The 14,470-nt window shown below is 41.2% G+C and carries 15 protein-coding genes; 7 read left to right on the top strand and 8 right to left on the bottom strand.

The features are described from left to right. Window positions 1-17: 17 nt before the first annotated feature. A complete protein-coding gene (locus tag PHAL_RS0120240; RefSeq protein ID WP_016710257.1) occupies window positions 18-941 on the top strand; it encodes an AEC family transporter in 924 nt (307 codons plus the stop codon). Window positions 942-1,178: 237 nt separating this feature from the next. Here PHAL_RS0120240 and PHAL_RS0120235 read toward each other — a convergent pair whose 3' ends face one another. From PHAL_RS0120235 to pspA, 8 genes are all read right to left on the bottom strand, one after another. Beyond that, the gene (locus PHAL_RS0120235) at window positions 1,179-1,523 is read right to left on the bottom strand and encodes a 4a-hydroxytetrahydrobiopterin dehydratase (protein ID WP_016710256.1); all 345 of its coding nucleotides are present in this window, start codon (window positions 1,521-1,523) and stop codon (window positions 1,179-1,181) included. A 9-nt stretch (window positions 1,524-1,532) separates the two neighbouring features. Further along, window positions 1,533-2,330 (bottom strand): phenylalanine 4-monooxygenase, encoded by a 798-nt coding sequence (gene phhA / locus PHAL_RS0120230; RefSeq protein WP_016710255.1) that lies wholly within the window; start codon window positions 2,328-2,330, stop codon window positions 1,533-1,535. 212 nt (window positions 2,331-2,542) lie between these two features. Next, window positions 2,543-3,724 (bottom strand): methionine gamma-lyase, encoded by a 1,182-nt coding sequence (gene megL / locus PHAL_RS0120225; RefSeq protein WP_016710254.1) that lies wholly within the window; start codon window positions 3,722-3,724, stop codon window positions 2,543-2,545. A gap of 128 nt (window positions 3,725-3,852) precedes the next feature. Further along, window positions 3,853-4,896 (bottom strand): TIGR01620 family protein, encoded by a 1,044-nt coding sequence (locus tag PHAL_RS0120220; RefSeq protein WP_016710253.1) that lies wholly within the window; start codon window positions 4,894-4,896, stop codon window positions 3,853-3,855. Further along, complete coding sequence (locus PHAL_RS0120215) at window positions 4,893-6,308, bottom strand: YcjX family GTP-binding protein (RefSeq protein ID WP_016710252.1); 1,416 nt, start codon at window positions 6,306-6,308, stop codon at window positions 4,893-4,895. Before PHAL_RS0120215 ends, PHAL_RS0120220 begins: the two co-directional genes overlap by 4 nt. A 55-nt stretch (window positions 6,309-6,363) precedes the next feature. Continuing rightward, window positions 6,364-6,765 (bottom strand): envelope stress response membrane protein PspC, encoded by a 402-nt coding sequence (gene pspC, locus PHAL_RS0120210; RefSeq protein WP_016710251.1) that lies wholly within the window; start codon window positions 6,763-6,765, stop codon window positions 6,364-6,366. Continuing rightward, complete coding sequence (gene pspB, locus PHAL_RS0120205) at window positions 6,762-6,995, bottom strand: envelope stress response membrane protein PspB (protein WP_016710250.1); 234 nt, start codon at window positions 6,993-6,995, stop codon at window positions 6,762-6,764. The genes pspC and pspB overlap by 4 nt, the downstream gene beginning before the upstream one ends. 70 nt (window positions 6,996-7,065) lie before the next feature. Continuing rightward, on the bottom strand, window positions 7,066-7,725 hold the full coding sequence (gene pspA / locus PHAL_RS0120200; RefSeq protein WP_016710249.1) for a phage shock protein PspA: 660 nt from the start codon (window positions 7,723-7,725) through the stop codon (window positions 7,066-7,068). Window positions 7,726-7,912: 187 nt separating this feature from the next. On the opposite strand from pspA, the gene pspF reads away from it, so the two are divergent. Genes pspF through PHAL_RS0120170 form a run of 6 tightly spaced genes read left to right on the top strand, consistent with a single transcriptional unit; the run spans window position 7,913 to window position 14,265 of the window. Further along, a complete protein-coding gene (gene pspF / locus PHAL_RS0120195; protein ID WP_016710248.1) occupies window positions 7,913-8,971 on the top strand; it encodes a phage shock protein operon transcriptional activator in 1,059 nt (352 codons plus the stop codon). 18 nt (window positions 8,972-8,989) lie between these two features. Continuing rightward, window positions 8,990-10,597 carry an ABC transporter substrate-binding protein gene (locus PHAL_RS0120190; RefSeq protein ID WP_016710247.1) on the top strand — a complete coding sequence of 536 codons (1,608 nt, stop codon included), beginning with the start codon at window positions 8,990-8,992 and terminating at the stop codon, window positions 10,595-10,597. Continuing rightward, the gene (locus PHAL_RS0120185; RefSeq protein ID WP_016710246.1) at window positions 10,597-11,631 is read left to right on the top strand and encodes an ABC transporter permease; all 1,035 of its coding nucleotides are present in this window, start codon (window positions 10,597-10,599) and stop codon (window positions 11,629-11,631) included. The genes PHAL_RS0120190 and PHAL_RS0120185 overlap by 1 nt, the downstream gene beginning before the upstream one ends. Continuing rightward, window positions 11,618-12,511, top strand: coding sequence for an ABC transporter permease subunit (locus tag PHAL_RS0120180; RefSeq protein ID WP_016710245.1), 894 nt, complete (start codon window positions 11,618-11,620; stop codon window positions 12,509-12,511). Before PHAL_RS0120185 ends, PHAL_RS0120180 begins: the two co-directional genes overlap by 14 nt. Then, on the top strand, window positions 12,512-13,504 hold the full coding sequence (locus tag PHAL_RS0120175; RefSeq protein WP_016710244.1) for a peptide ABC transporter ATP-binding protein: 993 nt from the start codon (window positions 12,512-12,514) through the stop codon (window positions 13,502-13,504). It begins immediately after the preceding gene. Beyond that, complete coding sequence (locus PHAL_RS0120170) at window positions 13,504-14,265, top strand: ATP-binding cassette domain-containing protein (RefSeq protein WP_016710243.1); 762 nt, start codon at window positions 13,504-13,506, stop codon at window positions 14,263-14,265. The genes PHAL_RS0120175 and PHAL_RS0120170 overlap by 1 nt, the downstream gene beginning before the upstream one ends. Window positions 14,266-14,470: the final 205 nt, after the last annotated feature.

Here is a 14,470-nt window from a genome sequence, read left to right as displayed (position 1 = left end):
TTTAAGGCAATAAAGCCGTGCATATTTTTTCAATTATCTTTCCGCTGATTTTTATTGTGGCTCTGGGTTACGGCTGTTGTAAGTTAAAGTTTTTTCAGCAACAACATATTGCTGGCCTAAGTAAGTTTACTTTCTATATTAGCTTACCTGCTTTTTTATTGCTGAATATGTCACGTATTGATCTACAACAGAGTATTAGTTTGTCGGCTTTTCTCAGTTTTTACATTCCGGTTCTGTTGGTTTTTGCCAGTGGCATACTCATCGACCGATTCTATCTAGCGAAAGAAAAAAACTACCAAGAGCACAGTGTCTTTGGTTTAGCCTCTAGTTACTCAAATATGGTATTAGTAGGAATACCTATTGTGATCGCGTCTTTGGGCAAAGAGATGATAGCGATTGCATTTATGATCATTACTTTTCATAGCACGCTTTTATTTGCATTGACTTATTTAATAGGTGCCAAGGGAAGCGAACATGCTTTTTCATGGCCAACATTTATTAAAAGTATGGTACTTAATCCAATTGTGTTAAGTATTGGTTGTGGACTTTTATTAAACATCGGCGGCATTCGTTTATTTGATAATTTAGCCAATAGTTTAGACTTATTAGCAACACCAGCTATTGCCTGCGCACTCTTTGTTTTAGGTGCAAACTTGGCGTTTTACAAAATAGCTGCAAATTGGCAACCTGCATTAATTGCCTCATTAATGAAAATTCTTGTACTTCCGGCTGGGGTGTTTTTAATCGGCAGCTATGTATTTGTACTCGACAGAGAAATTTTAAATGTGTTGGTGTTATTAAGTGCCTCCCCAGTGGGAGTTAACGCCTACCTCATAGCGAGTCAAATCGGCAAACATCAAGTTACGCTTGCGGGAGCTGTGGTACTGTCAACCGTATTAAGTGTGATTAGTTTTAGTTTTTGGTTATCGGTTTTACTATAACCGCTTATTATTTCATTACAGGTACTGCCACCTAGAGTGAATAAGGTGACTTTAGGGACTGCAAATCATTATTCTCAGCCGTAATATGGCGTACCACTATCTACCTGTTTGAGCCTATTTACACACCTGACGCAGGGAAAGCACAAAAATAAACCCCGCATAAAATGCAGGGTCTATCATTAAACTAAGGTGCTTATTAAGCGCCTTTACTGTACTTTTGGCAGAACACTATTGTGTTTATAGTGCAGCGAATACTTCATCCGTTTTAGCAGCACAAATAAAATCATTTTTATGCAAGCCTTTAATTGAATGGCTCCACCACGTTACCGTCACTTTTCCCCACTCAGTTAATAGGCCAGGGTGATGGCCTTCATCTTCAGCCATATCGCCCACTTTATTAGTAAACGCGATTGCTTGCTTAAAGTTTTTAAACTTATAAACACGCTCTAATTGCATAATGCCATCGCGTACTTCTGGCACCCAATCTGGGATCATCTTGATTAATTCAGCTAACTCGGCATCTGATACTTTTGGAGCGTCTACGTGACAGGCTTCGCATTTTTGTGCGCTTAATGATGACATCTTAAATCCTTAACTTGCTAATTTTTCTTTAGGAGGAAACTTTGGGTCATGTAACCCTAATTCTTTTGCTTGGGCAACTAACGCCATAATATCTAATTGTGAAATATCAAATAAATCATGGATAGAATTAATGGTGTAGTACAAAGGCTGCATAATATCAATTCGATATGGCGTACGTAATACATCCAATACATTCATTGGGTTGATCTCAGGCTTGTCTGAGTACACATATTGTGTTTCACCTGGGCTTGATAGAATACCGCCCCCATAAATGCGTAGGCCTTCATCAGTTTGCATCAAGCCAAATTCTACTGTAAACCAATACATACGCGCTAAATAAACGCGATCTTTTTTCTCAGCCGCATACCCTAACTGGCCATATTTATGAGTAAACTCAGCAAAATCAGGGTTAGTAAGCATGGCACAGTGACCAAATATTTCATGAAAAATATCCGGCTCTTGCAGATAATCAAACTCTTCTCGGCTACGAATAAAGGTTGCAACTGGAAACTGTTTATTCGCTAGCAAACGAAAAAATTCATCAAAATCAATTAACGCCGGCACAGGCGCAACTTGCCAGCCCGTTGTCGCTAATAATACCTCGTTAAGCTCACTTAACTGTGGAATACGATCATGAGGAAGGTTTATTTTTTCAAGGCCTTCCATGTACTCATTACACGCTTTGCCTGCAATGCATTTTAACTGGCGTGCGACTAATTCTGACCATATTTTATTTTCTTCTTCGCTCCAGTGGATCACCCCATTTTCATCGGGAGTTCTGGAGGTGTATTTACTTGCTTTAGCCATAATAACCTTCTTAGTGTTAAACCGGTGTCGGTGTCAACGTGTTAAAGGGATACTAAGCAAATGTAAGACAAAGTTTAATAGCTGAGCCAATATCAGTAATTGATACCGGTCCCAAATTTGTACACATTTAATTACAGAGATAAACCAAAAAGTTTACACCCTTTATTTTAAAGGGACTTACAACTACAGAACTGTAAACTTAAGATAACAAACTAACGAATACAGGTAAAGGCATGGTTAAGATCGTTAATTATGTCGTTAACATCTTCAAGACCAACAGATAGTCGGATCAAACCATCGCTGATCCCCGCGGCGGCTCTTTCTTCTGGTGAATACGGAGAATGAGTCATCGATGCGGGATGCTGAATAAGTGTTTCTGCATCACCTAAACTCACCGCCAGCGTGCAAAGCTGTGTACTATTAATAAACTGTTCGCCATCTTTGAGGCTGCCCTTTAACTCAAAAGCAATTACGCCACCGGCCGCTTTCATTTGCTTGCCAATAAACTTGAACCCAGGATGAGATGCAAGCCCCGGGTAGTAAACAGTATTCACTTGTGGGTGTTGCTCTAAAAACTCAGCAATAATTTGCGCGCTCTCACAATGGCGCTGCATTCTGATAGCTAATGTTTTTAACCCGCGGTTTATTAGCCAGGCATCATGAGGACTAATAGTTGCGCCAATGTCTTTAAGCACCGTCATTTTAATTAAGTTAATATGTTCATCTGAGCCACACACTAACCCTGCGACCACATCGCCATGGCCGTTTAAATATTTAGTGGCGCTGTGAACAATCAAATCAATGCCGTAATCCATTGGCTTTTGCAAAAGTGGCGTAAGAAAGGTGTTATCTATTACGCTAATCAAGTTATGCTGTTTTGCCACTTGTCCTATTAGCGCTAAATCAATCACTGCCATCGTTGGATTAACTGGCGTTTCTGCAAAAATCATTTTTGAATTTGGCTTAATTGCATCGTGTAATTGTTGTTCATCAGTCATATCCACAAAGGTCACTTCAATTCCCCAGCGTGGCAGCATATGAGCGAAGAACGCAAACGTACAACCATATAGAGCACTTGATGCCACTAAGTGATCGCCTTGCGACAGGAAGCTTAATACCGAAGCAGAAACAGCCCCCATTCCCGTTGCTGTCGCTGCAGCAGCTTCACAGCTTTCCAGTTGTGCAACCTTTTGCTCAAGTTCAGTAGTAGTTGGATTACCTAAACGGGTATAAATATAACCAGGCTCTTCACCAGCAAAACGCGCAGCCCCTTGTGCAGCACTGCTAAAATGAAACGTTGATGTTTGATATAACGGTGCGGTTAACGCTCCATGAGGATCGTTGGCTTTTTCTGGTCCATGAATGCATTGACTGTCGATGTGGAGTGTGTTCATTGTTTGATCTTTTTTGATTATTATTAATATGATAATCAAAGCGTATCAGCTGATAGATCACAAGCATGCCGGATGCTCAGATGGCTATCATCTGTACAGCGCTTTTTAAGCACTGTACAGATATCTTGTCAGTTAACTGGCTCGTCTTGCTCTTGAACCGTCTTTTTACGAGAGACTATTTTACTTGCGATTAACTGTGCGGTGCCTTTGAGTAAACTGCGCTTATGCTCGAGCCGCGGTAATGGACGACTTAACTCCATCGCTTTATAACCGATTCGTGCCGTAAAAATACCAGCACTTAAACCTTGTGCTGCACGCCCAGATAACTTGCCCAACAGCTCTGCACTGAGTGCCGTAGCAGCTAAGTCTGATACTAACTCCGCACTACCAACAAACATAACCTGTTTGATCAGCATTTTATAAAGCTTAATACGGCTTGCATAACCAAAACCAATACCGTAAATACGGCCAATTTGTTCAATTAGTTTAGTACCACGCCACAATACAGCCATCATATCCACCAGCGCCAAAGGGCTAAGTGCTACTAATAAACCTGATTCAGTGGCAAACCGGTTGATCAGCTTTTTAGCTTGAGTATCTTGTTTTACCAGTAAACTATCAGCGTATAAAGTCATGATCTCTTTATCGCTGTGATGATGATCAATACTGGCTTTAAACTCGTCAAAGCCTGTTAATTGCTGATGCTTGTTTAGCTTTTCAAGCCATGGCAATGCTCCCCCCACTTGTTCACTGTTAAGTAAGCGGTCGGCTTCATGACGATGCAATTGATTGCGCTTTAAACTACGCAACATTCTATACTCGCGCCATAACAGCTTGCCTAATAACAACACCCCACTCAGCACTGCAATTAAGTACACACTACCTAAGATAATTGACTGCTCAAATGTGAACACCATGGAAAATATAAATTCCAGCAACACCAAAACAATAAAGCTAATGGCAAACACGGCTTTCAGTGTTTGCCATTTTGACTTTTTATAAACTGGCGCTAAATCAATCTCTTCATCCAACAGTTCGTCATTTATTGCTTGATATTCATATTCTCCTTGATCAATCACTTTTGCTGGAGTTAAAGCAAGCTCATTATCTAAAGGCTGCTCACTGGTTTCAATGCGTCTTCCAGCTTGAAAACCGGGTGCGGTCTCACTCATGTTAATTTGTCTCCTAAAAGGTACTGCATGACATGATCCAAACGAATATGTTTTAACTGTTTATCTGGACTTGGCATTGGCGCAAACGATAAAAACTCAAATCCATGGCTTGGCCACTCATCTTTACCTAGGATACGCATGGGGGGCTGTGGCGGTAAGTACGTTAGCCATTGTGACTCAGCTAATGGTTTACCATAAATACAATTAAGCGTTTTACCTTGCTCAACTACCTGCTTTGGCATGGTGGCAGCAATCGAGGACATCGCCATAGTTTCAATTTTAACGCCATCAAATTTTAAATGGTTACTTTGTTCATGCACTAACGAATCTAATAACAGCGCTAAGTCTTTATGGTGCGCACTGCTTATGTGATCCGATTTGTTGGCGGCAAATAGCAGTTTATCGATATTGGGTTTGAATAAACGTTTTAAAAAGCCCGTTTCGCCATAATTAAAATGAGCAAGTAATTGTTTGATCACATCACCTTGCTCTTGCAGCGTCTCTGCTCCTTCATTAAGCGCACTGAGTACATCAACCAGCACGATTTGCCGATCAAAATTACGAAAGTGTTGACTATAAAATGGTTTAACCACTTCTTTTACATAAGCATCAAAACGCTTTTTCAAATGCGCTAAATTCGATCCTGCAATGATTTCATCAGTAAACTTTGCAACCGGAAAAAACAATAAAAGTGGGGCGCCTTGTAATTCACCGGGCATCAACATCCGCCCAGGTTGTAACATAGCAAGCTTTGTGTCTTTTTTTAGGCCGATTAATAGCGTTTGATAATGTGCAGCAATCTCGCTCAACGCGTTTTCATCTACAGGAGCATTTAAATCAAGTTCACTCAACGCGGTTAAAAATGCCTGCGCTTTTTCAACCCGAGGAGAGCGTTGTAATAGCGCATATTGCTGCTCACTCCACTGCTGATAGCTTTGCTCTAGCATTGGTAAATCAAGCAACCATTCACCAGGGTAATCAATAATATCTAAATACAAGGTTGATTGCGGGGCAAAGTGGCCACGTAAACCCGAGTCACTGCGATATTTAATAGCCAAGCGCAACGTGTTTATACGCTCAGTTGAAGCAGGCCATTGAGGCTGTCCTTCTAGCGGTAATAACGCACTTAAGGCCTTTGAATAATCAAAAGTCGGTATCGTCAATGCTTGTTGCGGTACAATTTTGGTCGCGATATGACGCTGTTGCTGCATAACATCAAAAAACGGTAGGTTTTTATCTGTTGCTTGGCTGGTCAAATGTTTCACTAAGGCGGTAATAAAAGCGGTTTTTCCACTGCCGCTGAGGCCAGTAACCGCTAATTTTACATGTTGATCTAAGCTACGATGTACGGCTTTTTCAGCCTTTCCTTTGAGCTTATTAAAGGCGTTTTTTGCAGATGAAGTATTTATCATAATGAGCTAGCACTTCAGCTACATAATTACTTAGTCTAAAGTGCTATTAAATCCTTTATAGCTTATTGATTTCACGGCTAACCGTAAACTCTGTTGACGTTACATAGCGTTCAATTTCTTGTAAGCGCGTATCAACACGTCCCAAACGATCTTTTAAATCTTGTAAAGCACGACGTGGTGGCTCACCTTTTTGCCATACTTTAAATTTTACTTCAAGCGGATCTTCATGTAACGACGCATCAGTTTTACCATGTGCATTACGGGGTTTTTTATCTAGGATAAACCACGCTGCAATATAAATAACAAACACGAACGAGCCACCTGTTAGTATGAATGCTGAAACAGTAATTATACGTACTAGCCACAATTCCATATTGAAATAATCACTGAGTCCTGCGCATACACCTGCTATCTTGCCGCGTACTGGGTCTCTTAACAATTCTCGTTTAGTACTCATATTTTACGCCTCCACTGTGGGGCCTCTTGATCAAGTAAAGCTTCTAGTGTTTCTATTCGATCAGCCATTTTCTCAGCTTTTTGAGCAAGCTCAACTAATTGGCGATGTTCGTGCTCGCTCAAACCTTGACTTACTTGCTTTTTGCTTCGGTAATGTAAAATTAACCAAAGGGGTGCGACCACAACCATAAAAATGATAATTGGCGCAACAAACACTTCTGCATTAAACATAACCCTCTCCTACACAATCCGTTTATTTAAGCATAGGGGGAGATGCTCCCCCTTTTATTAATTATTGGCTTTATTTATCAGCAAGCTTCTTTTTAAGCGCTGCAAGTTCGTCATCAATTTTTTCATTTTGCTGTAATTCAGCAATTTCATCCGCTAATGACTTTTTGCCTAAATCGTACGATTCTACTTGTGATTCTAGTCCATCAATCTTGGTTTCGTAACGTTCAAAGCGATTTAGTGCATCTTCTACTTTAGAGCTGTCGAGTGCTTTTTTCACCTCAAGGCGCGACTCTGCCGAGCGCTGACGTAAAATAATTGCTTTTTGACGTGCTTTTGCGTCTGCGAGCTTATCTTGTAACGTGCTCACCTCTTGCTGTAACTTGTCAATGTGTGATTCAACATGATTTAGCTCTTCTTCAACAGCAGTCACCGCTTGCGCTGACTTTTGCTTTTCAAGTAGTGCGGCGCGGGCTAAATCATCACGATCTTTACTCAAGGCAAGCTCAGCTTTATCTTGCCACTGGGCAACTTGCTCTTTCAGTGTATCAACACGACGTACTAGTTCTTTTTTCTCTGCTAATGTTTTTGCAGAGGTTGAACGTACTTCAACTAACGTGTCTTCCATCTCTTGGATGATCAGACGTACCATTTTTTCAGGATCTTCAGCTTTATCTAAAATGGCATTGATATTAGAATTAACAATATCTGCAAAACGCGAAAAAATTCCCATAACATTTACCTCTGTAGTGTTTAACTTAATTGGTCTGCAGTTACTATTACAATATGCTTGCCAACTTTATAAAACATAAAATACAGTAATAATTTCATAATGTTAAACTAAAAATACAAATTCCTTTAGTTCTTCTTGATTATGAAATACACTAACTGTTAGTAAAAATGACTAAGAGTTAGGGAATATGAGCCAATTTCGCCAACAAGATAATTTACTCGGCCAATCAGACAGCTTTTTAGCTGTCCTTGATCAAGTTTCACAACTGGCAAGTTTAGATAAACCTGTGCTGATTATTGGTGAACGTGGTACGGGTAAAGAGCTAATAGCAGCGCGGTTACACTTTTTATCAAAGCGCTGGGAGCAAAACTACATTAAGCTCAACTGTGCGGCACTGAACGAAAACCTGCTTGAAAGTGAATTATTTGGTCATGAAAGCGGCGCATTTACGGGAGCAAGTAAACGCCACGAAGGACGATTTGAACGCGCCAACAGCGGCACTCTATTCTTAGATGAATTAGCCAATACGTCCGCCATGGTGCAGGAAAAACTATTAAGAGTAATTGAATACGGCGAATTCGAACGTGTAGGCGGTAAGCAAACCGTCAAGGTCGATACCCGCCTAGTGTGTGCAACCAATGAAGATCTCCCTTATTTAGCCGAGCAAGGCGAATTTAGAAGCGACTTACTCGATAGACTCGCGTTTGATGTTATTACATTGCCTCCCTTGCGAGAACGTCAAGAAGACATCATGCTACTGGCCGAGCAATTTGCCATGAATATGGCCCGAGATTTAGACTGGCAACTATTCAGTGGCTTTACCCGCAGTGCCATGGAAATATTACAAGGCTATGACTGGCCAGGAAATATTCGAGAATTAAAAAATGTTGTTGAACGGAGTTTATACCGCCATGGTAATGAACATATTCCCGTTCACCAGATTATTTTAGACCCATTTGAAAGTCGCTTTAGACCAAAGCAACGGATCAAAAAGCCGATCACAAAAACAGCAGAGGCGCCCCCTATTCCTGCTGCCACTGAAGAACCGATTGTTGCAACAACGCGTACACAATTTCAGTTTCCTTGTAGTTTAAAAGCGCTCTCCAATGAGTTTGAAATTGATTTAATAAAAAAAGCGTTGGAATTTAGTCAATTTAATCAAAAGAAAACTGCAGAAGTACTTGGTTTGACGTATCATCAACTACGAGGCTATTTGAAAAAATACAACTTGTTAGATCAACAATAATAGTCAGAGGCTAAACGGGTGTATAAATTATTACTTGGAATCTTATCGCTATCCCTAACGGGATGCTTAGATACCAAAGAAAAGACGTTAGAAGAAAAGAACCAGGGCTTAGTTTATTGCGCTGAGGCTAATCCTGTGTCGTTTAACCCGCAAGTAACGACTACGGGTTCAACTATCGATATTATTGCCAATCAATTATATGACCGTTTGATCAGTATCGATCCGGTTACCGCAGAGTTTAAAAGCGAGCTCGCCACTGATTGGAAAATAAGTAAAGACGGTAAATCAGTCACTTTTACACTCCGTAAAGGGGTTAAGTTTCATACCACTGCTTACTTTACACCAAGCAGAGAGTTTAACGCCGATGATGTGATTTTCACTTTTAGCCGTTTATTCGACGTGTATAACCCTTATCATTTTGTTGGTAATGCTGACTACCCCTATTTTCAAAGTGTTGGAATCGATCAGCTGATCCGCCAAATAGTCAGAGTGTCTGACTACCAAGTGCGCTTTGAACTATTTAATGCTGAAAGTAGCTTTTTAGCTAATATGGCGACTGATTTCGCCGTCGTGTTATCTCGCGAATACGCCATGCAATTAAAGCAGCGCGAGCAACTGAATTTATTTGATCAATACCCTGTTGGTACAGGTCCTTATATCTATAAAGAATATCGACGCGATCACTTAGTGCGCTATTATCGTAATCCAGATTATTGGAAGCACCACGTTGTACTTGAACAATTGGTCTACGACATAACGCCAAATGGTACTACACGCATTGCAAAAATGCTGACCAAAGAGTGTGATATCACGGCACATCCAAGCAGCGCACAGCTGAGTATTTTAGCGCAACGTGACGATATCAACGTACAAAAAGAAACCAATTTAAACATAGGTTATTGGGCGTTTAATACCCAGCGACCGCCATTTGATGACTTGCGCGTGCGCCAAGCACTGGCTCATGCTATTGATGTTGAAAAAATCATGCAGGCTGTTTATTACGGCAATGGTATTCGAGCACAATCATTATTACCACCAACATCGTGGGCATATCAGGCACAACCTAAATTACCCACCTTTAATCCGGATCTAGCTAAAAAACTATTAATTGATGCAGGGCTGCCAAATGGTTTTGATATGACTATTTGGGCGATGCCTGTAAGCCGTATATATAATCCTAACGCGCGTAAAATGGCTGAGCTAATGCAAAGCGATTTACGAAAAATCGGTGTCAACGTCAGCATTGTTGAATATGAATGGAATACCTTTATTCAACGAATTGGTGAACATCGCCACGATAGCGTTTTATTAGGTTGGGCCGCAGATACCCCCGATCCAGATAACTTTTTTAGTCCGCTGCTTAGTTGTACCGCAGCATTTAGTGGTAAAAACTCTGCAAATTGGTGTAACCCTGAGTTTGATTTATTACTCACTCAGGCACTCGACACCACGGATCTAACCAAACGTAAAGAATATTACCAACAAATACAAGCCATGCTGATAAATGAACTGCCGCTACTGCCATTGGCTCATGGTATGCGTTTTCAAGCCAGTAGCGCTGACGTAGAGGGTATTCCTCTTGGTCCATTTGGGGCAATTTCCTTAGCTAATGCGAGGAAAAAATAATGGTATTACATTATATTTTGCGCCGCTTAGGCTTACTGTTTTTCATGATGTTTACTTTAAGTGTATTTACATTTTCGCTGAGTTATTTGTTTCCCGGTGATCCACTTAGTAATTTAAGTGGCATCAGTAATACCAGCTTTTCACAAACCAGTGAGTTACAAGAAAAATACCATTTTGAAGATAATTATTTAATTCAATATTTTGCGTTTCTGGCCCGTATTGTACAAGGCGATTGGGGCCTGTCTTTTGCCTCAGGAGATAGCGTATTCAGCCATATTATTGGCCTCTTTCCGGCAACTCTGGAACTCAGTCTTTATGCATTGATTATCTCAGTAGTGGTTGGTGTGCCAGCGGGGATATTTGCAGCGGCATATCACCACCGATGGCCTGATAAACTAGTTAACTCTACCACCTTGGTGGGTTACTCTATGCCGGTGTTTTGGTTGGCATTGCTATTGATTATGGTGTTTTCATTGCAGCTAGGTTGGTTCCCAATGTCTGGGCGAATGGGTTTACTATACGAGATCCCCTACCAAACAGGCTTTATTTTACTGGATATTATCCTCGCTGACTTCCCGTATGCTGGTATGGCAATGCTTGATGCCTTACATCACTTAACATTACCCACCATAGTGCTGGCAATGTATCCGACTACCGTATTAGTGCGCTTTACTCGCGAGTCGATGTTACATGTACTTGATCAAAGTTATATTAAAACTGCTCGAGCCAAGGGCTTAAACCGCGCCCAATTAATTATCCATCACGCGTTACGTAATGCGCTATTACCCGTTATCAAACAAATTGGTTTGCAGTTTAGCACTTTGATCACACTTGCTATGATCACCGAAGTCATTTTCTCATGGCCTGGCATTGGTCGTTGGTTAATTGATAGTATATACCAACGGGATTACCCAGCCATTCAAGGTGGTTTATTAGCGGTATCGATGTTTGTAATTCTGGCAACCATTATTGCAGAATTAACTTATACCTTGTTCGACCCGCTGTCACGGAATCAAGCGCATGGCAAAGTTTAATTTATTTTCAGAAGAATCAAATAAATCGCCACTGGCGCGGTTTTGGCGAAAGTTTAAATCCAATCCCCCCGCCGTTGTTGGACTTTGGATTTTTATTGCCTTTGCCATTTTAGCTGCCGCCGCACCACTGATTGCCCCTTATGGAGTAAACCAACAGCACAGTGATGCCTTACTGATCCCTCCATCATGGCATGAAATGGGCGATGTACGCTTTATTTTAGGTACAGATGATTTAGGCCGAGATGTACTCTCGCGATTAATGAACGGCGCAACCTATACTTTTGGGTTATCCGTTATCGCAGCACTTATAACCACAGTGATTGGTGTACTCGTGGGTACTTTTGCAGGTATTAGCCGTGGATTACGCTCAAGTTTTTTAAACCACTTACTTGATATCACCTTATCAATCCCCTCCTTACTATTAGCTATTATTATTATTGCAATACTAGGTCCTGGATTGATGAATACCGTTTGGGCGATTATTTTAGCCTTATTACCACAATTTATTCATTCGGTACGAAACCTGATTGTCACAGAGCTTGGAAAAGACTACATCACCGCATTTAAACTCGATGGCGCCTCTAATTGGCATATCCTCTCACGGGGAATTTTCCCTAATATTTATGAGCATATCGTGGTTATTTTTACTATGGCGCTTTCGACCGCTATTCTTGATATTTCAGCATTGGGCTTTTTAAAATTAGGCGCACAACCTCCCACCACCGAATGGGGCGCAATTTTAGCTGAAAACCTTGGTTTAATTTATTTGGCGCCTTGGACTGTAGGCTTGCCCGGGGTATTACTCTTTTTAGCTGTGCTGTCGACCAACTTAGTTGGCGACGGGCTACGCCAAGTGCTTAAAGCACGTAAGGCTGACTAAATGCAATTACTTGATATACGAAACTTAACCATAGAGCTACGTACTTCAGATACTGTGATCCGAGCCGTAGATAGAGTGAGCCTGAGCCTCAAAGAAGGTGAAGTCCATGCATTAGTTGGTGAATCAGGATCTGGTAAAAGCTTGATCGCCAAAGCCATTGTTGGCGTTTTAAATAAGCGCTGGCATATCACCGCCGACCGTATGCACTGGCGCGGTGTTGACTTAATGCGTTTATCAAACGAGCAGCGCCGTAAAATTGTTGGCAGCGATATCGCCATGATTTATCAAGATCCCAGTCGCTGCCTTGATCCAACCGCCAAAATATTTGAGCAAATTGCTGAAACGCTTCCTGAAATAGCAAGCTCTGGCTTTTTCTTAAAGCGCAACCGCGAGCGCAAAGAACGTGTCAAAGCATTGATCCATAAAGTGGGTATTAAAGATCACGAGAAAGTACTATCAAGCTACCCTCATGAGCTCTCAGAAGGCGTGTGTCAAAAAGTAATGATTGCAATGGCCATTGCCCGTACCCCTAAGTTACTGATTGCCGATGAGCCAACTACCGCCCTTGAAAGCACTACTCGCGCACAAGTCTTTAGGTTATTAAAAAGCTTAAATCAGCTGAAAAATATGTCTATTTTAATGATCTCTCATGAACTTGAAGAAATCGTCAACTGGTCTCATGGCATTCACGTACTTTACTGCGGACAAATGGTTGAAGCTGGCCCAACCCAACGTATTTTTACTTTGCCACGTCATCCGTATACACAAGCGTTATTAAAAAGCTTGCCAGATTACGAGCAAGGGCTTGCTCATAAAGAGCCTTTTTATGCGCTCAAAGGGACAATTCCCACTTTGCAACATTTACCAATCGGTTGCCGACTAGGCCCTCGTTGTCCACAAGCCCAGAAAGCTTGTGTTGTTACACCGCCTTTAACTAAGCAGCATGGCCACAGCTATGCGTGTCATTTTCCTTTAATTAAGGCAATGAAATAATGCAACCTCTGTTAAAAGTGCAAGCCTTATCGAAAAGCTTTAACCTTAGAGCTGGCTTATTTTCACGAAAACGATTCGAAGTATTAAAAAACATTTCATTTTGCCTAGAGCAAGGTGAAACCCTCGCTATTATCGGCGAAACAGGTTCAGGAAAAAGCACCCTTGCAAAATTGCTTGCTGGAGCTGATAGCGCAGATGCAGGGCAAATTTTACTCAGTGGCAATATCATTGAAGACAAAGGCATTCGCGACCAACAATGTCGCCATATTCGGATGATTTTCCAAGACTCGGAAGCTTCATTAAACCCGGGCCTCACCATAGGCGAAATGCTCAACGACTGCCTGCAATATAATACTCACTTAGATAAACAAAGTCGTGCTGAAAAAATCACCGCCACCTTATCTAAAGTAGGCTTGTTAAACGACCACCAACATTATTACCCACACATGTTCAGTGGTGGTCAACTACAACGAGTCGCCCTCGCCCGCGCATTAATTTTAGATCCCAAAGTGGTGGTACTCGATGAAGCGTTATCATCTTTAGATCCATCCGTACGCGCGCAAACCGTTAACCTGTTACTCAAGCTTCAACAAGACACTGGCCTAAGCTATATTTTGATCACCCACCATTTAAGCCTAGTACGCCATATTAGCGACCAACTCGTGGTATTGGATCACGGTGAAATCGTTGAATACGGTAAAACTAGAGATGTATTTCAAAATCCACAGTCAAAAGTTACTCAAAAATTGTTGAGTTGCTAAAGGTATAGCTGTAAGCCTTAAGCTGTCAGCTATCAGTTTTAGAGCAGCCCGGCGTTAAATTTTACCGTTGGTTGTTGCAGGTTGGGTAGAGAGTTACGAAACCCAAGGTGTAAAGAGCAAGTTGAAAGACGGTTTAGAGCAAAATAACAAGCTTAAGATTTTGCTATTTTAATTACATGTTTACAAAAGTAATTATTGGTGAAAT

The organism is Pseudoalteromonas haloplanktis ATCC 14393, from assembly GCF_000238355.1.
Taxonomy (GTDB): Bacteria; Pseudomonadota; Gammaproteobacteria; order Enterobacterales; family Alteromonadaceae; genus Pseudoalteromonas; species Pseudoalteromonas haloplanktis.
Note: the sequence above shows the minus strand (reverse complement) of the source record. Positions and strands in the feature narration are given on the sequence as shown.

Excerpts from the sequence above, each read along its gene's own strand:
- PHAL_RS0120185 (WP_016710246.1), top strand. The coding sequence starts at position 10,597 with ATGGTATTACATTATATTTTGCGCCGCTTAGGCTTACTGTTTTTCATG.
- phhA (WP_016710255.1), bottom strand. The coding sequence starts at position 2,330 with ATGGCTAAAGCAAGTAAATACACCTCCAGAACTCCCGATGAAAATGGG.
- PHAL_RS0120170 (WP_016710243.1), top strand. The coding sequence starts at position 13,504 with ATGCAACCTCTGTTAAAAGTGCAAGCCTTATCGAAAAGCTTTAACCTT.
- pspA (WP_016710249.1), bottom strand. The coding sequence starts at position 7,725 with ATGGGAATTTTTTCGCGTTTTGCAGATATTGTTAATTCTAATATCAAT.
- PHAL_RS0120235 (WP_016710256.1), bottom strand. The coding sequence starts at position 1,523 with ATGTCATCATTAAGCGCACAAAAATGCGAAGCCTGTCACGTAGACGCT.
- PHAL_RS0120220 (WP_016710253.1), bottom strand. The coding sequence starts at position 4,896 with ATGAGTGAGACCGCACCCGGTTTTCAAGCTGGAAGACGCATTGAAACC.
- pspF (WP_016710248.1), top strand. The coding sequence starts at position 7,913 with ATGAGCCAATTTCGCCAACAAGATAATTTACTCGGCCAATCAGACAGC.
- megL (WP_016710254.1), bottom strand. The coding sequence starts at position 3,724 with ATGAACACACTCCACATCGACAGTCAATGCATTCATGGACCAGAAAAA.
- pspC (WP_016710251.1), bottom strand. The coding sequence starts at position 6,765 with ATGAGTACTAAACGAGAATTGTTAAGAGACCCAGTACGCGGCAAGATA.
- pspB (WP_016710250.1), bottom strand. The coding sequence starts at position 6,995 with ATGTTTAATGCAGAAGTGTTTGTTGCGCCAATTATCATTTTTATGGTT.
- PHAL_RS0120180 (WP_016710245.1), top strand. The coding sequence starts at position 11,618 with ATGGCAAAGTTTAATTTATTTTCAGAAGAATCAAATAAATCGCCACTG.
- PHAL_RS0120175 (WP_016710244.1), top strand. The coding sequence starts at position 12,512 with ATGCAATTACTTGATATACGAAACTTAACCATAGAGCTACGTACTTCA.
- PHAL_RS0120215 (WP_016710252.1), bottom strand. The coding sequence starts at position 6,308 with ATGATAAATACTTCATCTGCAAAAAACGCCTTTAATAAGCTCAAAGGA.